Annotated in this window: 29 protein-coding genes; 12 read left to right on the top strand and 17 right to left on the bottom strand. The window is 29.3% G+C overall.

Annotation, left to right across the window (positions count from 1 at the left end):
- The 4 genes from ccmE to hspQ all read right to left on the bottom strand — a co-directional run bounded on the left by ccmE (window position 1) and on the right by hspQ (window position 1,867).
- Window positions 1–420: a cytochrome c maturation protein CcmE gene (ccmE, locus tag E5R92_RS04935; RefSeq protein ID WP_168606978.1), complete on the bottom strand. Its 420-nt coding sequence runs from the start codon at window positions 418–420 to the stop codon at window positions 1–3.
- A 10-nt stretch (window positions 421–430) separates the two neighbouring features.
- Window positions 431–658, bottom strand: coding sequence for a heme exporter protein CcmD (locus E5R92_RS04930; RefSeq protein ID WP_168606977.1), 228 nt, complete (start codon window positions 656–658; stop codon window positions 431–433).
- On the bottom strand, window positions 655–1,365 hold the full coding sequence (gene ccmC, locus E5R92_RS04925) for a heme ABC transporter permease CcmC (RefSeq protein WP_168606976.1): 711 nt from the start codon (window positions 1,363–1,365) through the stop codon (window positions 655–657). The genes E5R92_RS04930 and ccmC overlap by 4 nt, the downstream gene beginning before the upstream one ends.
- A gap of 181 nt (window positions 1,366–1,546) precedes the next feature.
- The gene (hspQ, locus tag E5R92_RS04920) at window positions 1,547–1,867 is read right to left on the bottom strand and encodes a heat shock protein HspQ (RefSeq protein WP_006997624.1); all 321 of its coding nucleotides are present in this window, start codon (window positions 1,865–1,867) and stop codon (window positions 1,547–1,549) included.
- A gap of 78 nt (window positions 1,868–1,945) precedes the next feature.
- Between hspQ and E5R92_RS04915 the strand changes: the two genes are divergently transcribed.
- On the top strand, window positions 1,946–2,497 hold the full coding sequence (locus E5R92_RS04915; RefSeq protein WP_168606975.1) for a septation protein A: 552 nt from the start codon (window positions 1,946–1,948) through the stop codon (window positions 2,495–2,497).
- On the top strand, window positions 2,490–2,834 hold the full coding sequence (locus E5R92_RS04910) for a DUF2794 domain-containing protein (RefSeq protein ID WP_168606974.1): 345 nt from the start codon (window positions 2,490–2,492) through the stop codon (window positions 2,832–2,834). Before E5R92_RS04915 ends, E5R92_RS04910 begins: the two co-directional genes overlap by 8 nt.
- Window positions 2,835–2,839: 5 nt before the next feature.
- Here E5R92_RS04910 and E5R92_RS04905 read toward each other — a convergent pair whose 3' ends face one another.
- Window positions 2,840–3,601, bottom strand: a complete 762-nt coding sequence (locus E5R92_RS04905) for a Bax inhibitor-1/YccA family protein (protein ID WP_168606973.1) — start codon at window positions 3,599–3,601, stop codon at window positions 2,840–2,842.
- A 60-nt stretch (window positions 3,602–3,661) separates the two neighbouring features.
- Between E5R92_RS04905 and E5R92_RS04900 the strand changes: the two genes are divergently transcribed.
- Genes E5R92_RS04900 through E5R92_RS04870 form a run of 7 tightly spaced genes read left to right on the top strand, consistent with a single transcriptional unit; the run spans window position 3,662 to window position 9,054 of the window.
- Window positions 3,662–4,699 carry an aldo/keto reductase gene (locus tag E5R92_RS04900; RefSeq protein WP_168606972.1) on the top strand — a complete coding sequence of 346 codons (1,038 nt, stop codon included), beginning with the start codon at window positions 3,662–3,664 and terminating at the stop codon, window positions 4,697–4,699.
- Window positions 4,696–5,196 (top strand): invasion associated locus B family protein, encoded by a 501-nt coding sequence (locus E5R92_RS04895; protein WP_229704510.1) that lies wholly within the window; start codon window positions 4,696–4,698, stop codon window positions 5,194–5,196. The genes E5R92_RS04900 and E5R92_RS04895 overlap by 4 nt, the downstream gene beginning before the upstream one ends.
- Window positions 5,197–5,200: 4 nt before the next feature.
- Window positions 5,201–6,388, top strand: coding sequence for an argininosuccinate synthase (locus E5R92_RS04890; protein WP_168606970.1), 1,188 nt, complete (start codon window positions 5,201–5,203; stop codon window positions 6,386–6,388).
- 4 nt (window positions 6,389–6,392) lie between these two features.
- Complete coding sequence (locus E5R92_RS04885) at window positions 6,393–7,010, top strand: DsbA family oxidoreductase (protein WP_168606969.1); 618 nt, start codon at window positions 6,393–6,395, stop codon at window positions 7,008–7,010.
- Window positions 7,011–7,066: 56 nt separating this feature from the next.
- The gene (locus E5R92_RS04880; protein ID WP_168606968.1) at window positions 7,067–7,525 is read left to right on the top strand and encodes a hypothetical protein; all 459 of its coding nucleotides are present in this window, start codon (window positions 7,067–7,069) and stop codon (window positions 7,523–7,525) included.
- Window positions 7,525–7,905 (top strand): phosphate-starvation-inducible PsiE family protein, encoded by a 381-nt coding sequence (locus E5R92_RS04875; protein ID WP_027306873.1) that lies wholly within the window; start codon window positions 7,525–7,527, stop codon window positions 7,903–7,905. Before E5R92_RS04880 ends, E5R92_RS04875 begins: the two co-directional genes overlap by 1 nt.
- Window positions 7,906–7,911: 6 nt before the next feature.
- A complete protein-coding gene (locus tag E5R92_RS04870) occupies window positions 7,912–9,054 on the top strand; it encodes an FAD-binding domain-containing protein (protein WP_168606967.1) in 1,143 nt (380 codons plus the stop codon).
- On the opposite strand, the gene E5R92_RS04865 is transcribed toward E5R92_RS04870, so the two are convergent.
- Genes E5R92_RS04865 through E5R92_RS04840 form a run of 6 tightly spaced genes read right to left on the bottom strand, consistent with a single transcriptional unit; the run spans window position 9,051 to window position 12,777 of the window.
- Entirely contained in the window at window positions 9,051–9,659 is a 609-nt protein-coding gene (locus E5R92_RS04865) for a MarC family protein (RefSeq protein ID WP_168606966.1), read from the bottom strand. The genes E5R92_RS04870 and E5R92_RS04865 overlap by 4 nt on opposite strands.
- Window positions 9,660–9,694: 35 nt before the next feature.
- Window positions 9,695–10,417 carry a type 1 glutamine amidotransferase gene (locus E5R92_RS04860; protein WP_168606965.1) on the bottom strand — a complete coding sequence of 241 codons (723 nt, stop codon included), beginning with the start codon at window positions 10,415–10,417 and terminating at the stop codon, window positions 9,695–9,697.
- 3 nt (window positions 10,418–10,420) lie between these two features.
- On the bottom strand, window positions 10,421–10,837 hold the full coding sequence (locus E5R92_RS04855) for a YqaA family protein (RefSeq protein WP_168606964.1): 417 nt from the start codon (window positions 10,835–10,837) through the stop codon (window positions 10,421–10,423).
- Window positions 10,834–10,956 carry a DUF2256 domain-containing protein gene (locus E5R92_RS04850; protein ID WP_168606963.1) on the bottom strand — a complete coding sequence of 41 codons (123 nt, stop codon included), beginning with the start codon at window positions 10,954–10,956 and terminating at the stop codon, window positions 10,834–10,836. Before E5R92_RS04850 ends, E5R92_RS04855 begins: the two co-directional genes overlap by 4 nt.
- Before the next feature lies 1 nt (window position 10,957).
- Window positions 10,958–11,287, bottom strand: a complete 330-nt coding sequence (locus E5R92_RS04845; RefSeq protein ID WP_168606962.1) for a hypothetical protein — start codon at window positions 11,285–11,287, stop codon at window positions 10,958–10,960.
- The gene (locus E5R92_RS04840) at window positions 11,287–12,777 is read right to left on the bottom strand and encodes a cryptochrome/photolyase family protein (RefSeq protein ID WP_168606961.1); all 1,491 of its coding nucleotides are present in this window, start codon (window positions 12,775–12,777) and stop codon (window positions 11,287–11,289) included. Before E5R92_RS04840 ends, E5R92_RS04845 begins: the two co-directional genes overlap by 1 nt.
- Before the next feature lie 27 nt (window positions 12,778–12,804).
- Here E5R92_RS04840 and E5R92_RS04835 point away from each other — a divergent pair, with 27 nt between their 5' ends.
- Window positions 12,805–13,515, top strand: a complete 711-nt coding sequence (locus E5R92_RS04835; protein ID WP_168606960.1) for an SDR family NAD(P)-dependent oxidoreductase — start codon at window positions 12,805–12,807, stop codon at window positions 13,513–13,515.
- A complete protein-coding gene (locus tag E5R92_RS04830) occupies window positions 13,490–14,581 on the top strand; it encodes a PQQ-dependent sugar dehydrogenase (protein ID WP_168606959.1) in 1,092 nt (363 codons plus the stop codon). The genes E5R92_RS04835 and E5R92_RS04830 overlap by 26 nt, the downstream gene beginning before the upstream one ends.
- 2 nt (window positions 14,582–14,583) lie before the next feature.
- On the opposite strand, the gene E5R92_RS04825 is transcribed toward E5R92_RS04830, so the two are convergent.
- From E5R92_RS04825 to hemC, 6 genes are all read right to left on the bottom strand, one after another.
- A complete protein-coding gene (locus tag E5R92_RS04825) occupies window positions 14,584–15,576 on the bottom strand; it encodes an MBL fold metallo-hydrolase (RefSeq protein WP_229704509.1) in 993 nt (330 codons plus the stop codon).
- A gap of 75 nt (window positions 15,577–15,651) precedes the next feature.
- On the bottom strand, window positions 15,652–16,497 hold the full coding sequence (locus tag E5R92_RS04820) for a bifunctional 5,10-methylenetetrahydrofolate dehydrogenase/5,10-methenyltetrahydrofolate cyclohydrolase (protein WP_168606957.1): 846 nt from the start codon (window positions 16,495–16,497) through the stop codon (window positions 15,652–15,654).
- Window positions 16,498–16,505: 8 nt separating this feature from the next.
- Window positions 16,506–16,796: a YggT family protein gene (locus E5R92_RS04815; RefSeq protein ID WP_168606956.1), complete on the bottom strand. Its 291-nt coding sequence runs from the start codon at window positions 16,794–16,796 to the stop codon at window positions 16,506–16,508.
- Window positions 16,793–17,878, bottom strand: coding sequence for a mechanosensitive ion channel family protein (locus tag E5R92_RS04810; RefSeq protein WP_168606955.1), 1,086 nt, complete (start codon window positions 17,876–17,878; stop codon window positions 16,793–16,795). The genes E5R92_RS04815 and E5R92_RS04810 overlap by 4 nt, the downstream gene beginning before the upstream one ends.
- Before the next feature lie 2 nt (window positions 17,879–17,880).
- Window positions 17,881–18,579, bottom strand: a complete 699-nt coding sequence (locus E5R92_RS04805; RefSeq protein ID WP_168606954.1) for a uroporphyrinogen-III synthase — start codon at window positions 18,577–18,579, stop codon at window positions 17,881–17,883.
- Between the two features lies 1 nt (window position 18,580).
- A complete protein-coding gene (gene hemC, locus E5R92_RS04800) occupies window positions 18,581–19,504 on the bottom strand; it encodes a hydroxymethylbilane synthase (RefSeq protein ID WP_168606953.1) in 924 nt (307 codons plus the stop codon).
- Window positions 19,505–19,563: 59 nt separating this feature from the next.
- Here hemC and tsaD point away from each other — a divergent pair, with 59 nt between their 5' ends.
- Window positions 19,564–20,637, top strand: a complete 1,074-nt coding sequence (gene tsaD, locus E5R92_RS04795; RefSeq protein WP_168606952.1) for a tRNA (adenosine(37)-N6)-threonylcarbamoyltransferase complex transferase subunit TsaD — start codon at window positions 19,564–19,566, stop codon at window positions 20,635–20,637.
- The last annotated feature ends 34 nt before the right edge of the window (window positions 20,638–20,671 follow it).

Below are 20,671 nucleotides of genomic sequence, written 5' to 3'. Positions count from 1 at the left end.
TTAGTTATCTCCTATAGCTTCTTTAACTTCTGGTGGCATATAATTTTCATCATGTTTTGCCAAAATTTTAGTAGCTGTAAAGTAATTCTTATCTTTTAGAAAACCTTCAGCAACCACTCCTTTTCCTTCTGCAAATAAGTTGGGAACTGCCCCTGAATAGACAACATTAATTTCATTTTTAAAGTCAGTAATAATAAAGTTAACTTTATCAGAATTTATAAAGATTGATTGTTCTTTAACCATCCCACCCACTCTTATTTTTTTTTTATTTAGTTCTATTAAAGATTTTATTTCTGATGGAGACTGAAAATATACAACGTTATCTTTTAATGATTGTAAAACTAAAAAAACTGTTAAAATTACTGAGGCTAAGATTAAAGCTAAGAATACAAGTCTTAATTTAACTTTTTTACCATACATGGTTTATTAGTTAAATATTTGATGTATTGGATAATATTTCTCTATTAATGTTCTGTGATCTTGCAGCTTTAGCTTTCTCAACATTTAGAGAGCCAAATTTAGAAACAAATCTTTTTTGCTCTCTTGAAAGCTGTAATTTAGTTACAAAGTACAAAGCTGTAAAACTAATCAATGTGAACGAAAAAGCTGACCATACGTAAGCTCCGTATCCATTCATTGAAATTAATTCATTCATCATAATCTATTTAATCCTTTATTTTTAACTTTTATCAGTTCGGTATTATATTTCATTAAAAAAATGAGCAATGAAAAAAGGGCAAATGCCGCAGTCATAATGCCCAACGGGACTAACATTGATGGGTGAATTGCTGTGTTGGTTGATAAAATATTAATTGAAGCTGGTTGATGTAACGTGTTCCACCAATCTACAGAAAATTTCACGATAGGAACATTTACCACCCCTAAAATTGCAATCAAAGAGGTAATTTTAATTACCTGTTCTTTGTCATTATAAATTCTCCAAGCCAATAAGTACATTCCGTAAAACAAAGCTAAAATTAGCATAGAAGTTATTCTTGCATCCCAAGCCCACCAAGTACCCCAGGTTGGTTTTCCCCAAATTGAACCAGTAACTAATGCAATGATATTAAATATAAATCCGGAAGGTGCTAAACTTTTTGCAATTAGAGAAAAATTTTTATTTTTAAAAACAAAACTTCCAATAGACAACAAAGCTAAACTTGTAAATATTCCAAGTGATATCCATGCAGCTGGTACATGAACATACATAATTCTTACTGCATCACTTTGTTTATAATCTTCAGGTGAAAGTATAAGTGCTTCAGTTAAACCAATTGTTAAAACAATAATAAATAAAAATAAAACGTACTTTGGTGCTTTAGAAGTTATTGCAAAAATTTTATTAGGTTCAAAATATTTAAACATTTTTAAATTATATATATTAAAAAAAGATAATTTAATTTTTATTATGAAAGGTCATCCTGATCAAGAATGCAGAGGGAGTCAATAATGATAAAAACGTTATTTAACACTCTTGATCAGAACATAATTATATTTAACAACTATATATGTCGAAGATTTGAATTAATTGTGTTTGAAAAAAGAACTAATTAGAGGGCTTAAAGTAGCTAGAGCCTCTTTTACCAGAAAAAATCTCTTCAATTAAAGGGTGTTTAATTGGATCTTCTGAATCATCCATTAATAGATTTTGTTCTGAAACATATGCTTCATAAGTGATTTCATCATTCTCAGCTAACAGATGATAAAAAGGCTGATCTTTTCTAGGGCGAACATTCTTTGGAATGGATTGGTACCATTCTTCAGAGTTATTAAATTCGAAATCTACATCATAAATTACACCTCTAAACTCAAAGTGTTTATGCTTTACAATGTCACCTATTGAAAATTTTGCTTTTTGAATTGCCATTACTATTAATATGGGGGTTTAAAAATAAAAATCAATAAAAAACATTTATATTTTTTTTATTATGTTAATATCTTTCAGGTGAATAAATCTTTTCTTAAATTTGCAACAGACTTTGGGCCTTTAGCCATATTTTTTTATTATTATTACAATAATGACAAGAATTTAGCAGTTGCAATTCCTCCACTTATAGTTGCAACATTAATTGCACTAGCAGTTGTTTGGTTCTTTGAAAAAAAAATACCTATGATGCCTTTAATAAGTGGTGTCTTAATTACATTTTTTGGTGGTCTAACAATTTATTTTAATGATCCAGTTTTTCTTTATGTAAAACCAACAATCATTAATATTTTATTTGCCCTTGCTTTATATTTTGGAAAATACTTTACAAATGAGCCTGTTCTTAAAAAAATTATGGGTAAATCAATTACTCTAACCGACATGGGTTGGGAATTATTAAACAAAAGATGGATGTATTTTTTCTTTGGTCTTGCAATCCTCAATGAATGTGTCTGGAGAACACAAACAGAAGAGTTTTGGGTTAACTTTAAGGTATGGGGAATGTTGCCAATAACGCTTATCTTTACAGGGTTTCAGATATCATTGATTAATAAACACAAACTTGATGAATAGAAACTTAAAGCTAGTCGTAAATAATCCTCACAAACAAATAGAAGATAGACAATTTTTTGAAAAAAACGAACTTAAAATTATTTTAGACCTTTATGCAAAAATGGTCTCTGAAGGATCTTGGAAGGACTATGGTTTAAATATTTCTAACAGACAGGTTAGCTTTAGTGTTTTTAAAAATGCAGCAGAGAATGCTTTGTATAAAATTTGTAAAAATTTTAAACCCAGCAATAAAAATCTAAAATATTTAATAACAGACTCTAATGGTAAAGTTTTAAAAAATTCTTTCGATCTAGAAATTTTACTTAAAAATACAAATTGGAAAAACCTTAAGAAATAAAAAGACTATCTTCTTTGTCCAAATAATCTTAACAACATTATAAATAAATTTATAAAGTCTAGGTAAAGAGTTAAAGCACCCATTAAAGCTTTTTTACTCATCAACTCACCTGTATCACTTGAAACATACATGTTTTTAATTTTTTGAGTGTCATAAGCAGTAAGGCCTACAAAAATTAAAACACCTAGAATTGAGATTACAAAGTCCATCATTGAAGATTTTAAGAACATGTTAACAACTGATGCAACAATAATACCAATTAAGCCCATCATTAAAAATGATCCTAATTTTGTAAGATCTCTTTTAGTTGTGTAACCATAAATACTCATTGAACCAAAAGTAATAGAGGTAATAAAGAACACTCTAGTGATGCTTGCTCCAGTATAAACTAAAAATATTGAAGATAGTGATAGCCCCATTAAAGAAGCAAAAACCCAAAATGTTGTTTGAGCAGCTGATGCTGACATTTTATTAATCCTAGCACTCATATAAAAAACTATTCCAAGAGGAGCTAGCATTACCACCCATTTGAAACCTGAAAGAAATATTGTGTTTCCTAAGCTTGTTAATGATGTAATTGATCCGTTAGCATCTGTTACTACAGATAGTTTGAAAAATATTAAAGATATAAGTCCTGTTAACAAAATACCAGAAGCCATGTAGTTGTAGACTTTTAACATGTAGGCTCTTAAGCCCTCATCCATTACTACAGTTGATTGTTGAGCTTCTTTAACTTTGTTTAGTATATTTTGTTTATTGAATTCCATTTCTTTAATATAATAGCCTTTTACTATTATTTCAAGATGTCTTAATAAGGTTAAATTATTATGAATTATAAAAAACTAGGAAATACTGATTTAAAAGTAAGCACTATTTGTCTTGGAACAATGACTTGGGGCGAACAAAACTCTGAAAATGAGGGTTTTGAGCAGATGGATTATGCCTTAGATCAAGGCGTAAACTTTTGGGATACTGCAGAAATTTATTCTGTTCCTCCAAGAGAAGAAACTTTTGGTCACACTGAGACTATTATTGGTAACTGGTTTGAAAAAACAAAAAATAGAGACAAAGTAATTTTAGCTTCAAAAGTTTGTGGCCCAATGAGAGAGTATGTAAGAGGTGGTGGAAATCAATTTGGAGAAAAGAATATTACAGAAGCACTTGAGGGAAGTTTAAGAAGATTAAAAACTGATTGTATTGATTTGTATCAATTACATTGGCCAGAAAGAAAAACAAATTTTTTTGGTAAGCTGGGCTATGAACATGATGATAGTAATGAATGGACTAGGTTTGAAGATATTCTAGGAAATTTAAAAAAATTCATTGATCAAGGAAAAATTAAACACGTTGGTGTATCAAATGAAACACCGTGGGGATTATCTAAATATTTAGAGCTTTCAAAAGATAAAAATTTACCAAGAATGCTATCAGTTCAAAATCCTTATAATTTATTAAATAGAACTTACGAGATTGGACTTGCAGAAATGTCTATTAGAGAGCAAGCAGGATTACTTGCCTACTCTCCTCTTGCATGTGGTTATTTATCTGGAAAATATAGAAATAAAAAATTACCAAAAAACTCTAGAATGGAAAGAGATGGTGACTTTTGGTCTAGGTATAACAATCAAAATGCTGAAAAAGCTATTGAGTTATATTACGAAATATCCAAAAAACATAATTTGAGCCTAGCTCAAATGTCTTTAAAATTTTTAGAAATTCAGCCTTTTGTAACATCAGTCATCATTGGTGCAACCACAATGGAGCAGTTGAAAACTAATATAGAAAGTATAGATATAGATTTAAATGAAGAAGTAATTAAAGAAATAAATGAAATACAAAAAATTTATCCTAACCCATGTCCATGATTAAAAATTTTATAATCATGATTTTTGTTATCACTTTTATCAGTCAGGTTAATGCTGAAGAAGTAAAAAAAATGGGAACACATAAAGACTGGGATACTTATGTGATAAATTCTGACACGAGCAAAGTATGTTTTGCACAATCAAAGCCTGTTTTACAGGCCCCAAAAAAAAGCCAGCGAGATGCTAGGCTATTCATTACTTTTAGACCAGGAGAAAAAATTACTAACGAAATAAGTATTACAGCCGGTTATGAATTTAATACTAAAAATTCTATAACTGCTACTTCTGGAAAAAATAAATACAAATTTGATATTGCTCAAGAGGAGTTTGCCTGGATGACTGATAATAAACGAGAAAATAAAATGATCAAAGTAATGAAAAAAGGATCTAGAATAATGATCACTGGTTATAACCAAAAAGGTTCTCAAACAATTGATCATTATTCTCTACTAGGCTTCACTAAAGCTTATAATGCTACAAAAGCAAATTGCAGCTAGGTAAATGAAATCTAAAAGAAAGATTGTACTTGCTTATTCTGGCGGACTAGACACTTCTATTATTTTAAAATGGCTTCAGGAAAATTATGATGCGGAAGTTATTTGTTATACTGCTGATGTTGGGCAAGAAATTAATAGAAAAAAAATTATAAAAAATGCCAAAAGACTAGGTGTTAAAAATATTATTATTGAAAATTTAAAAGATATTTTTGTAAAAGATTATGTTTTTCCAATGCTTAGAGGGCATGCAATTTATGAAGGGGTTTATCTATTGGGCACTTCAATTGCACGTCCTTTAATTGCAAAACGCCAAATTGCTGCTGCTAAAAAATTTGGAGCTTATGCCGTTTCACATGGGTCAACTGGCAAAGGGAATGATCAGGTAAGATTTGAATTAGGCTATCATTACTTCGGTCCAAAAGTTAAAATTATTGCGCCATGGAGAATATGGAAATTAAACTCTAGAACAGATTTAATTAAATATGCAAAAAAAAATAATATTCCAATTCCGATGGATAAAAAAGGTGCCCCTCCTTTTTCTATTGATGATAATTTATATCACACATCAACTGAGGGTAAGGTTTTAGAAAACCCAAAAAATTCAGCCCCTGAATTTCTTTTTCAAAGAACAGTGTCTCCTGAAAAAGCACCTAACAAAGCTTCATTTGTAACTATAGGATTTAAAAATGGAGACCCAATAACGGTTAATGGTAAAAAATTATCACCTGGAAATTTATTAGAAAAACTTAACGATGTTGCTGGTAAAAATGGAATAGGTAGAGTTGATCTAGTTGAGAATAGATTTATTGGGATTAAATCTAGAGGTGTTTATGAAACACCTGGGGGAACACTATTAATGTCTGCTCATAGAGCAATTGAATCTGTTACTTTAGATAAAGAAACTATGCATAAAAAAGATGAGATTATGCCCAAGTATGCTGAACTTATTTACAATGGTTATTGGTACTCAAAAGCAAGATTTAAACTTCAAAAAATTGTCGATCTTAAAAAGAATAAAGTAAATGGATCTGTTAAGTTAAAATTATACAAAGGTAATATCACCATAATGTCTAGACAGACAAAAAGTAGTGCTTACTCAATGAAAAAAGTTTCTTTTGAAGAAAATAAAACTTTTAATAAATCAAATGTAGAACGATTTATTAACTTTCATAAACAAAAGCTTCGTTCATAAGTTAATGAAAATAAAAATATTTGCTGACACAATTTGTGGGTGGTGTTTTATTGGTCAAGCAAGATTAAATAATGCATTAAAAAACTTTCCAGAAACTAGGTTTGAGATAGAACACGTCCCATTTCAATTAAATCCTGACATGCCCAAAGAAGGAATTGAAAGAAGCAAGTACTTAGAAATAAAGTTTGGTGGAAAAGAGTTTGCTCAACCAATGTACAATCAAATGACCAATGAAGCTAAAAAGGAAGATCTTAATTTTAATTTAGATAAGATAAAGAAAACACCCAATACAGTATTTTCTCACTTATTAATAAAATTAGCTGAGCAATCTAATGTGCACAACGAAATTAAAGAAAAAATATATCAATCATATTTTATTGAAGGTCTTGATATTGGAGATAAAGAAATCTTAATTAATATTGGAAAAGAATTTAATATTAATGCAGATGTAATTAATGATTTTTTTAATTTAAAAAATATTGAAGAAGTTAATTCATACATTTCAGTTGCAAGAGAAAAAAAAGTTAATGGAGTGCCTTTCTTTGAAATAGGAACAGATTTTATTTCAGGCGCCCAAAGCTCTACAAATTTAGAAAGTGCAATAAAGTCCAATTTAAGCTAAAAATTAAAGGACACTTTATCCTTTGCCTTTAACGTATAAATATCTATTCTGGTTATATGGAAGCACTAAAAAATTGGATGATAGATGCAGCAAATATTTTATTTGATGACAGTAAAAACGACCTAAGATCTTTGCCAAGATCTGTGAGATTACAAATTTTATTAGTTCTAAGCTTCGTTTGGACAACTGTTTTTAGTTTATATATTTTTTCTTATACGTCTTTTGCCTTTGGTTGGGCTGGTCTTTACATAGCACACGTTGGACTTATTTTTGCTGTCTACATGACATTCAAGCATTTTCATAAAGCAGAGGCACAATCTGGTAGTGTTTTCAAAACCAAAAACTTTGATCCTTTTAAAATCATGGTTATTGTATTTGTCATTGTATTTATCTTTGTATTTTCTAAGGGAATAGAAATTTTAACAAGTCCTAACCCTAGCTCTTATTCAATTCCATATGATGGTCCATCAAAATCAGTGTTTGAAAAATGGCTACCATTTAGTAAAGATAAGTAATGGATAAAATAGCAAAAAATTTACAGCTAGCACTAATGTGCATTATTTTAGTAAGCACTGTAATTGCTGTTGGTATGGAAATTAATAATATGTTTCTAAATCAATCTGTAATGTTGGCAGATTTACTTTTGATGTTTCTTTATTTAGAAGTCTTAGCAATGGTTCGTGTTTTTTGGAACCAGCAATCGATCAGTATAACTTTGCCTCTTTTAATTGCCATCACGGCTCTTGCACGATTTATTATACTACAAGGAAAAGAAATGGATCCATCAGCATTAGTCTATGAAGCTATAGCCATAGTTCTAATTGCATCTGCAATAGTTATTCTTAGATTAAGACACAGTGATAAATTAGGTCTAAAGAAAAGAAAATCTAAATAGTTTAATATGATATTTGGAGCTTCAAGGGCTAAAGCCGTTGATCAATTAAATAATTTTATAGAACAAAATCTTACAGATTATTCAAAACTAAGAAATTTTGATTTTGGACCTGATAATAGATCTAATATTTCTTGTTTATCTCCCTATATAACTCACGGAATAATTAATGAATTAGAGGTAATTGATAAATCCCTTAAAAAGTTTTCATTTGTAAAAAATGAAAAATTTATTCAGGAGGTAATGTGGCGAGTTTATTGGAAAGGTTGGCTAGAATTAAGACCTAATGTTTGGTCAGATTACTTAGTAGAATTAGGTAAAGTTAAAGATGAATTTAAAAACAATCAAAGTTATTTGGATGCAATTGAAGGAAAGACAAATATAGATTGTTTTAATCAATGGGTAATTGAACTTAAAGAAAATAACTATCTTCATAACCACACAAGAATGTGGTTTGCTAGTATTTGGATATTCACTCTAGAATTACCATGGCAATTGGGAGCTGAATTTTTTATGCAACATCTTTACGATGGTGATGCTGCATCAAACACTCTTGGTTGGAGATGGGTAGCTGGAATTCAAACTAAAGGCAAACATTACCTCGCGAGTGAATGGAATATTAATAAATTTACAAACAATAGATTTAAAAACATAAAACTTAATGAAAATGCAAATCCTATATCCAGTGATAAAATATATTCTGTTACCAATAAGAGCTTTGAAAATTCTGAGATTTATGAAGATAAAACTTTATTAATATTTGAAAATAATATGACATTTGAATTTTCTGATTTTAAAGAACATAAATTTAAAAAAATTTTGCTAGTCTCAAATGATACAAATAGAACTATCAAATTAAGTGAAAAAGTGTTGAAATTTAAAGCTAATCTTTTAGAAGATCAAAAAATAAGAATAGAAGAAAAATCAATTAATTGTGAAACTGTTAACATTAATAATTTAAAAAATATTACTGAGGATGTTTATGCAATTTATCCAACTGTTGGCGAAAACTTAGATTTTATTCAAAATAATCAATTAAAAAATATTAAATTTTTATATAGAAAGTTAGATCAGTTTTCTTGGCAATATTGCAATAAGGGGTTTTTTAATTTTAAAAATTATATTCCAAAAATTATTGCTAATTTTAATTAAACTAAAAAGGTTTTGATACCATCTAAAATATATTGAACACTTAATCCAACAAGAATAATAGCTACCACCCTTGAAATAACTCCAATTATTTTTTTATTTATTATTTTAGAAAATTTTGAAGCTATAAAAAAAATTATAAAAGTTAAAAATAAAACAGATACTAGTGCAATCATTCCTGCAGTCTGATTGGTAAAATTAGTTCCAATATCTGAGACAGAAACTATTACAGAAGTGATTGCGGCTGGCCCTGCAATAATAGGTGTTGCTAAAGGAAAAACACTAACGTTATCTGAATTAAGATCTATATCTTCTTCTTTTCTTTGTTGACGCTTGTCAAACAACATTTCTATTGCAATAATTAATAAAATTATTCCTCCACCAATTGTGAATGCTGGATAAGAAATATTTAAATAACTTAGTAATGAACTTCCAAGTAATGCAAAAAACAGCAATATGATTGAAGCTATTATTGTTGCACTTAATGCTATTCTTATCTTTTTATTTGTATCCATATTTTGAGTAATACTTAAAAACAATGGGGTGTTCCCCAACGGATCTATAACGATAAAATATAGAAAAAAAGTTTGAATAAAAATCTCTGACATCTTGTTTGTGTATCTTTTTAAAATGATATTACAATTTAAATTAGAATTTTTTTAAAATTTTCGTAGAGTATTTTTGAATAGTTATTCATATCAGTCATATTATTCTTTGCAGCTTGATCAAATTTTTCTAATGCTCCCTCGCCTAATTGATCCTCAAGAGCTTTTTTATACTCAGGTACACAGCCCCACTCATTAACTGTTGTATCCTTAATCTCAATATGAAACTGAATTCCATAAGCATGATTTTGATATTTAAAAATTTGATATTTAGTTACAGGTGATGAAGCTAATAAAGTAACATCTTTATTATTATCTATTCCTTGGACCTCATAAGAATGCCACTGTAAACTTTTAATTTGCTCTGGAAATTTTGAAAATAAAATATCTTCATTTTTTTCTTTAGTAAAATTTATATCCATTATTCCAATTTCTGCTGGATTAGATTTTACTACCTTGCCACCTACAACTTCTCCTAATAACTGACAGCCCAAACAAAACCCTAAATAAGGTCTTTTTAAATTTACAACAAATTCTTTAATTACTTTTTTTTCTTCAATTAACCATGGGTATTCTTGCTCCATAAAAGTATCCATTGGGCCACCCATACAAAACATTCCATCAAATTTACTTAGATCACTTGGAATTTTCTCACCTTCATCCAACTCTATGGTAGTTAAGTTAAAACCATCGGCTAGCATTAAATCTTTTATATAGCCTGGATCTTCAATTTTTATATGTTGTAAAACTATTATATTCATTACTTAACCCATCAAATAGAAAACAATAAGGTACCTACTTACTTTTCCAATTGCTACTAAAATTATAAAATCTAAAAATCTAACTCTCAATAAGCCTGCAACTAAAGTCAGTGGATCACCTATTATAGGAACCCAAGCAAATAATAATGATAATTTACCAAATTTATCAAACCATTTTGATGATCTTTCTATTTGTGTTTCTTTAAATGGAAACCACTTTTTTGTGGTAAGGTTTCTTGAATAAAATCCTAAAGCCCAGTTAACAACAGATCCTAAAGTATTTCCAAAGCTTGCAACGATTAATAATAATAAATTATTATAATTGGATGTTACAATTAACCCTGCCAATGTGAGCTCAGATGAAAATGGTAAAATAGTTGCAGCTAAAAAAGATATAGCAAATAAAGATAAGTAAATCACTTAGAACACTTCTTGGAACAATACTTTACCTTATCCCAATTTAACTTCCATTTCTTACGCCATGTAAAAGGTCTTTTACAAACAGGGCAAATTTTTGAGGGTAGATTCTCTTTTTTCAATTTAAATTTCTTTAAAATTTTGTTTCCATTTTTTTATTGCATCTTCCCAACTTGGCATTAGGTCGTCTTCATATCCATAAACAGAACCTGTTCCAATAGATTTAAAATTCTTCATTGCCAACGTATGATGTTTACCTCTTAAATAATCCATCATCTTATTCTTATTCTCCCAAGCAGTTAGAGTATGATAATACTTATTGATCTTTTTTGAGTCACAAAACAAATTCCCATTCGCTTTTCTTGCTGCTGCAAAACTTGGTGTTGTGTATCTCATAAATCTTAACATTCCAAAAAAGCCTTTAACTTTTATACCTGTTATAGAAATATACATTATGCAGTATTTAATTTAATAAATTTATCTGCTTCAGATAAAATCATTTTTTTTCTTTCATCTTTCATTTTATCAAATACATAAACCATCATTGATAATCTAGGGTTCTTTAAAAAAAATTTTCTATTTTTATCTATAAATCTCCAGTACAGGCCATCCATTGTATTGCACCATTCCCCTTTTTTAAAATCCATCATCTTCATAAAATAACTTGATCCACAGATATATGGTTTGGTTGCAAAAATTCCTCCATCACTAAATAAGCCCATTCCATAAACATTAGGAACCATCACCCAATCAGATGAGTCCACAAACATCTCCATAAACCACTTGTAAACAATCGTTGGTTTCACCTCACAAAGGTTCATTATATTTGATAAAATCATCAATCTCTCAATATGGTGGGACCAGCCATGATTAACGGCATTTTTAATTGCATGATCTAATGGGGGTAAACCCGTTGTGCCCTCATACCAAGATCTTTTCATTTTTCTTTCATGTTTAAAAAAATTTTTTATTTCCATTTCATCAGAGTAACCTTGATAAATTCCACGCATAAACTCCCTCCAGCCTATTATCTGACGAATATAACCTTCAAGTGAGTTCATTTTAATTTTGTGTTTTTTATGAAATTCTAAAATTTTTTGAATGATAATTTCAGGAGTTATCAATCCTAAATTAATGTACGGGCTTAATGCACTATGAAATAAAATATTGTCTTTTTGATTAACGGCATCCTCATAATCACCAAATAAATTTGATTTTTCTTTAATAAAAAAATCTAACAGTTTAACCACATCATTATATTCTGTTGCTAACCAAAAATTATTTGTACTTCCAGGATGGTCTTTAAATAACTTTTCAATAACAGGTTTTAATTTTTTAGTATGACTAGTTTCGTTAATTTTTGGAAATTTTGGTATTGATATATCTTTTGGTAATTTATTTCTGTTATCTTCATCAAAACTCCATTTGCCTCCTATAGGATTTCCGTCTGCTCCCATTAATATTCCAGATTTTTTACGAACTTCCTTATAAAATGTTGCCATAAAAGGTTTTTTTGATTTTGCTAAGTAATTTTTAAACTCACCTCTTGAGTTTAAAAACATTGGAGTTTGAACAATATTCCAGTTAATTTTTTCTTTTTTTAAAAATTGTGAAATTTTCTTTTCAAAAAATTTATCTTCAACCTCAAAGCTTGAAATTTCAGTAATTTTTTTTTTATCAATGATAATTTTTAATTTCTTAAAATAAGTGTCTTTAAAATCCTTGTCCTCAATTTTAGAATATTCGACTTTGTATTTATTCACCTTAAGCATATCCGCATATGACCTCATAGAAGATAGAAATAGCAGTATCTTTTGCTTATGATGCTTTTCATAAGTGCATAGTCCATAGTCTTCTGCCATATAAAAAGAGTGGTCCTTTTTGAAGCGGTCTACGTATTTTAATGGAAATAATTGATTGCCAAGTATAAAAAATAATTTCATGGTTAAATATAACTAAATAAAAATTATATGTCAGAAAAATATCTTATTTTTGGTGCGACAGGTTCTGTAGGCTCTAGCTTAGCTGAACAATTAAAAAATTCAGGTAATGATATTCACCTAGTTGCAAGAAATGAAATTGAAGTTAAAGCAATCGCAGAAAAATTGGGTTGCTCTTATACCGTTGCTGATGTTTTAGAGGATGGGTTTATAGAAAAACTAAAATTAGATATTAATGATATCAAGGGAGTTGCTTACTGTGTGGGCTCTATTGATTTAAAACCATTAAGAATGGTTACTGAGGCTGACATGAATAAATGTATGAAACTTAACCTTTATTCAGCCATTGAAGCTATAAAAGGATTTCAAGAAAGTTTAAAAAAGAACAAAGGTTCAGTAGTTTTATTTTCAACTGTTGCCGCTCAAAGAGGTTTTACTAATCACACAATTATTGCTTCTGCTAAAGCTGCTGTTGAAGGATTAACTGTTACACTGGCTGCTGAGTTTGCTCCAAATATTAGAGTAAATTGCATAGCACCAAGTTTATCAAAATCTAAAATTGCAGAACCAATGTTAAAAAATCCTGCAATTGCAGAAGGTATTGCTAAAGCTCATCCTCTTAAAAGATTGGGTGAAGGAAAAGATTCTGCAGCACTTGCTAAATTTTTAATTACTGAAGAGAGTTCTTGGATTACTGGACAGATAATTGCTGTTGATGGTGGTAGATCAAAGCTTTCTTAAAGTGAAAAAATATTTTTTATTCATAATTTTTTTTCTTTTATTTGCCTCAAAAAGCTACTCCAATAATTATACATTCACTAAAATAATTGAGCTAGATGAACCTTGGGGATCATCATTTATTAACAATAATGAAATCATTATTACTGAAAAAAGCGGAAAAATTAAAATTGTTAATGTTGTTTTAAAGGAAGTTATAGAGATTAAACATAATCTTAATTTTTTAGAAGTCGGTCAGGGTGGGTTATTAGATATTATTTACCAAGATAATACTCTGTGGATTTCTTATTCTGAAGATAGGGGAAATTCAAAAACAAGCACTTCAATTGCAAAAGCACAATTAAATAAACAAGAATTAGATTTTAAAAATATTTTTCAAGCAAACCCTCCTATAAATTCTGGTTATCATTTTGGTTCAAGATTAGCGATTAAAGATGATTATATTTATGCGTCAGCTGGTGAAAGGGGCCAAGGTATGATTGCTCAAGACCCCACAAAACATCCTGGTAGTATTATTAGAATTCATACTGACGGTAGAATTCCAAAAGATAATCCAAAATTTGAAGCTAAGAAAAAATGGTTACCTGAAATTTATCAAATAGGTGTTCGTAATCCACAAGGTTTAACACTCTCTGATTATGATGGAAAAATATATTTAAGTAATCATGGAGCAAGAGGTGGTGATTGGTTTGGAGAGGCTAAAAAAGGAGAAAATTATGGATGGAAGATTTTAGGCTGGGGTGGAAAAAATTATTCAGGTACAAAGATAGGCCCTAAATGGAAGCCAGGTTTTACTAAAGCAATTCAATATTGGGTACCTTCAATAGCTACTAGTGCTATTACAATTTACAAAGGAAATGAGTTTAAAGAATGGAATGGGCATGCGCTAGTTACTTCTTTAAAAGATAAATCTTTAAGAAAATTAATATTTAATGATCTAGCTAATGTTAAAGAAGATCTTATATTTAAAGATAATGTTGGAAGAATAAGGGATATTCAAGTTCATCCATTTAATGGTAAAATATTTTTCTTAAGTGAAAATGCTTTATGGTTAATGGAAAAAAAATAATCTTAATTTGATAATATATTTCTTAAAGTGTTTATCTCTCCAATTTTAAAGATAATAGCATCCTCTTTTTTAAAACCGTATTTTTCTGCACTAGCTTTAAATCGTATAGGTGGTTCCATAATTGGCTCCAAAGATAAAACAAAAGTTCCCCAGTGTGTTCCCATAACCTTTTTACTTTTTAAATCTTTAGCTACATTTAGAGCTTCTTCTGGCGTTGTGTGATAAATTGATTTATCAAACATAGGCTTAAAGTCATAAGCTCCAATATTAATCATTGTTAAATCAATTGGACCATATTTTTCACCTAATTCTTTATAAATATTTCCGTAACCAGTATCACAAGCAAATAAGATTTTTTTACCCTTATATTCAATTAAGAAATTACCCCAGAGTGTTTTGTTCATATCAGTTAGGCTTCTTTTAGACCAATGAACAGCTGGGAGTAATGTTACTTTTATATTCTCATTAACTTTAATTTCTTCGTACCAATCCATTTCATTTACATCTTTAAATTTATTTTTTATAAAGTATTTTCCAAGATTTAGAGGCGTTAAAACTTTTGTATCTTTAAACGGATATTTTCTAATGGTTCCCATATCTTGATGATCATAATGATTATGTGTTAATAGTAATAAATCAGTCTTTGGAATTTCATTTAAATTTAACGCAGGCTCAGTGAATCTATCTGGGCCAAAAATTAAAGGCCCTGCATTTTTTGAAAACACTGGATCTGTTATAATCGTTGTATCTCCTAACTTAATTAAATAAGTAGCATGACCAATCCATGCAATATAATCATTATTTTTAAACTTTTCTAAATCAGATAAAACTTTTTGCTTATCAACCACGTGTTCTCTTGGAACAGTCATGTCTATTTTCTTTTTTAATTTAATGAATTGTGTATATGAAAACTTAGCTTGAGTAGTTCTAAGTGGTGATCCTTCTGGATTTCTAAAAGTTCCATCTGGTAAATGATGATAAGGTTTTTTTTCCATAGCAATTAACGAAGAGTTATAAATAATAAATGAGAATAAGAAAATTAAAAGTTTTATCAATTTCTATTAATATTTTTATTTTTGAGATCGTTTAAAACACTCAATAGTATTCTTTAACAAGCAGGCAATAGTCATTGGACCTACTCCACCTGGAACAGGTGTTAAAGCACTTGCAACTTTTGACACTTCTTCGAATGCAACATCACCTACTATACCTTTGTCAGTTTTATTAATCCCAACATCAATTACGATCGCATCTTTTTTAACCCAATCAGCTTTCACAAGTTCTGGAATACCAACAGCTGCAACAATAATATCTGCCTCCAAGCATTCTGCTTTTAAATCTTTAGTTTTTGAATGAGTAATTGTTACTGTACAATTTTCTTTTAAAAGTAATTGTGCCATTGGCTTACCATTAAGATTTGATCTACCAATCATAACTGCTTTTTTTCCACTTAAATTTGGTTCAATTTTTTTAATCATTAGATAACACCCTAAAGGAGTGCAAGGAACTGAACTTTCATAGCCTGAAGAAAGATTTCCAACATTCATTGGATGAAACCCATCAACATCTTTTCCTGGTAGAATAGTTTCAATAACTTTTTGCTTATCAATATGTTTTGGTAGAGGTAGTTGAACTAAAATTCCTGAAATACTTTCATCTTTATTTAATTCTTCAATTTTATCTAATACTGTTTTTTCTTCCACAGCTTCTGGGTATCTAATTACTTCAGATTTTAATCCCACTTCATTCGCAGCTTTTTCTTTCATACGAACATAAATTTGACTAGGAGCCATATCTCCAATTAAAATAACGGTAAGTCCTGGAATCTTATTATGTTTGGCTTTTAGCTCTACAACCTCTTGTCTTAGTTCTTCTCTAAGTTCAGCTGCTATTTTTTTTCCATCTATTAAGATCATGTATTTCCTTAAAAAATCATTGGTGCAATGTACAGTTTCATACACATTTCTATAAACCAAATCAATAAAAGTAATATAACTGGCGAAATATCTATTGATCCTAAGTTAGGTAAAAAACTTCTTATTTTATTAAGTGCAGGGTTTATTAATCGATAAGTCACCTCTAAAATAGAATAAACAAATCTATTTTGAGTATTTAAAACATTAAATGCAACAAGCCAGCTAATAACCACATTTGCAATTACCACATAAGAATAAAGTTTTAGTATTTGAAGGGCTAAGTAAAAAATAGCTATCATTTTTTCTCAATATAAATTGACTGGCTTGGAAAAGCAAAAGCTGCCTTGTTTCCTTCAACAATTTGCTTTATTTCAATTGCAAGTTTTTCCTTAACCTCCAACCATGTTGAAAAACTATTTGAAGTAGTAAAACATCTAACTCTCATATCAATCGAACTATCTGAAAATTTTTCAACTCTAACCGCAACTCCTACAGAATTATCAAAGTCATCACTTTTCTTAATGTGGCCTTCAATTTCATCTCTTATTTTTTTTAGCTGATCAACAGTAGTGTCGTATTGAAGAGTTATTGCCCAATCTATTCTCCAGTTAGTTGTCTCACTAATATTGATAACTGCATTTTCTGCAAACTGAAAATTAGGAATTATAGCTAAAGACTTGTCAAACTTTCTTAAAACTGTTGATCTAAAACCAATTTTTTCAACGATACCTTCAATAATACCTTCAACCAAAATCCAATCCCCTATCTTAAACCTTTTTTCAACTAAAACTAAAATCCCTGAAATTAAATTTTTAAATAAGTCTTGTGCGCCTAGAGCCACAGCAACACCAAATAAACCAAGTCCTGCAATAATTGGTCCAATTTTTATTCCCCAAAGTTCAAGAACAGCTGCTAACCCTAAAATGAAAATTAAAATCTTTAAAGATTTTATAATCCAGCCTACTAACTCACGGGTTAACATTTTATCTAACCCACTTAAAATGTAGGAAATTGGTTCAATAATTTGATGGATAACCCAAAATATTAAAATGGTAATTAATGTTCTATTAATTGTATCAACTATAGCTCTGCCATCATCTGCAAAAGACATGTAATAACTTGCAATAAAAAAACCTAGAACAATTGGTAAAAATCTAGCAGGTCCTTCCATTGCATGGACAAAGGTGTCATCCAATTTGTTTGAAGTTCTTTTTGAAATTGCTTCTAATCTTTTAATAATAACTTTACTTATTATTCCTCTAAAAATTAAAAAAATAAAAAATATTCCAATTCCAATTAGTATTTGAAAAATATCAACTCCACGAATTCCTTTAGACCAAACAGAAATAAACAGGTCACCAAAATTACTAAATATGTCCATAATTAAATTTTATATAGCAAAAATTCCTCTTCTCCAGGGTTAAAAAGAAAAATTTTTTTCCACTTAATTTCATTAAGAATTGAAGAGGTTTTTTCTCCAATACACATCAAATTAGTATTCATCCATAAGGTTTCTAGCTGATAATTTTTTATTACTTTTAAAAAATTAATTGCACTATTTTGTGAATAAATATAAGTGATTTCAGGCATTTTCAATTTCAGTTTTTCGATAAAGCCTTCATCATATTTTTCGATCGCTTTAGCTCTGTAATTAATTAATCGTTCTATTGTGTACCCACTCGAAACAAGCTCCTTATCTAAATCGCTAGAGATTACTTCTCCACTTATATAAATTAACTTTCCTTCAGAAGATTTAAAATTTTGTAAGATTAATTCCTTAAGATTATTAACATTTCCTTCAGCTGCAAAAACATTTTGAAAACCGGCACTTCTAGCTTTTTTTTCTGTAGCATTTCCAACACAAAAGCATTTTAATTTTTTATCAATGCTCTTTATATCCAAAAATTTAACAGCATTAGTGCTTGTAAAAATAATTCCTTTAAACTCAGAATAGTTAGGAGTTTCATATTTTAAACCTTCAATATTAATTAAAGGTAAATGAGATATTTCATGACCCAATGATTGAAATTTCAATATCATTTCATGACAATCTTCTAAGGGTCGTGTGAATAAAATATGCATATTATTTTTTGTAAGAATTATTAGACATCTTTTTAAGAGTTTTTCCCATCTCTATTCCTAATTCTTCTGCTTTGTCTATACTTTCAGATGATTTTAAATAAAATCTTTTACTACCGTCTAATGAAAAAAGTTCTACTTCAAGATTAATTTCATTTCCTTCAATATTTGCAAATGCTCCTATTGCTGTTTCACAATCTCCTTCTAAAACTTTTAAGACATTTCTTTCAGCTTTTATTGAGCTGTGTGTTAATTGATGATCAACTTGTTTTAATAATTCAATTAAACCTTCATCGTTATCTCTACACTGTAAGGCAATGACTCCTTGTCCAGCACAAGGTATGATTTCTGAAGTAGAAAAAGTTTGGGAGATCTTTTGATTTAAACCCAAAGAATCGATTCCAGCATAAGATAGGATAATTCCATCATATAAGTTTTTGTTAAGTTTTCTTATTCTTGTATCAACATTTCCTCTTATTAATTTACAATCAAGATCTTCTCTTATTTTTTTAATCTGAAATTCTCTCCTAAATGAGGATGTTCCAATGATTGAATTTGTAGCTAAATCTTTTAGATGTTTATTATCTTTGCTAATTAAAATTTCTCTTGGATCGTTTCTTTCTAAAAAGCAATCTGTTAACAATCCTTTAGTTTCTTCAGAGGGCATATCTTTTAATGCATGCACAGCTATATCAATTTTTTTTTCTAATAACTCAACCTCTATAGTTTTTGAAAAAAGACCCTTACCACCTACTTCAGATAGTCTTTTATCCTGAACTTGATCACCCTTAGTTACAATTTCTTTAATGATCACTTCTTCGATTCCAAAATCTTTTGAATAGTTAAGAATTTTTTCTTTAGCTTTTTCAGCATAGATTAGAGCTAATTTGCTTCCTCTAGAGCCTATAATAATTTTTCTATTTTTCATTTAATTGCTTTATACTTGATACTTATATTGAGAATGTATTATTAATAAAAACTAATTTAATGAATAAAAAACCCATAATTTTAGGAATTGAATCAAGCTGCGATGAAACAGCTGCCTCTATCATAACTGAAAATGAGCAAGGTATGCCAACAATTTTATCAAGTATTGTTTCAAGTCAGGTAGATGTTCATAAAGAATTTGGCGGAGTTGTTCCCGAACTTGCCGCAAGATCCCATATGGAAAAAATAGATTTAATCACAAAAAAAGCACTTGATGAAAGTGGAGTAAAAATGATGGACCTGGATGCTATAGCTGCAACTGCAGGACCTGGCCTTATGGTTTGTCTGTCAGTTGGTTTAAGTTTTGGAAAAGCAATGGCCTCTTCTCTCAATAAACCTTTTATAGCTGTTAATCATTTAGAAGGACATGCATTAAGCCCAAAACTAAATTCTGAATTAAACTATCCTTATTTATTGCTTTTAATCTCTGGAGGTCACACTCAGTTTTTGAGTGTGCAAGGTTTAGGAAATTACAAAAGATTAGGAACAACTATTGATGATGCTGTTGGTGAGGCATTTGATAAAACAGCAAAATTATTAGGAATAGAGTTTCCTGGTGGGCCACAAATTGAAATATATGCAAAAAAAGGTGATCCCAATAAATATGAATTACCCAAGCCAATTTTTCATAAAGGGGGATGTAATTTATCATTTGCAGGTTTAAAAACTGCTGTTTTAAAAATATCAAAACAGATAAAAAATGATCAAGAAAAATATGATCTTGCAGCATCTTTTCAAAAAACAGTTGAGGAAATACTGTATAAAAAAAGTAAAATTGCCTTTGAAGAATTTAAGAAAATGAATATAACAAATAAAAATAAATTTGTAGTTGCAGGTGGAGTTGCTGCAAACAAAAGAATAAGAGAAGTTCTAACTAATCTTTGTAAAGAAGAAGGTTTTGAAGCAATATTTCCACCTATTAATTTGTGTGGAGATAATGCTGCAATGATTGCAATGGTTGGGTTGGAAAAATTTAAACTAAAACAGTTTAGTGAATTAGATAGTCCTGCAAAACCTAGATGGCCCTTAGATGCAGATGCTACTTTTTTAAAGGGTGCTGGAGTAAGATTATAAAAACATTATTTAATTTAAAATAACGGTCATATAA

It is taken from the genome of Candidatus Pelagibacter giovannonii (assembly GCF_012276695.1).
Classification (GTDB): Bacteria; Pseudomonadota; Alphaproteobacteria; order Pelagibacterales; family Pelagibacteraceae; genus Pelagibacter; species Pelagibacter giovannonii.
The sequence above is the reverse complement of the archived record's forward strand: the minus strand, read 5'-3'. Positions and strand labels throughout refer to the sequence as shown.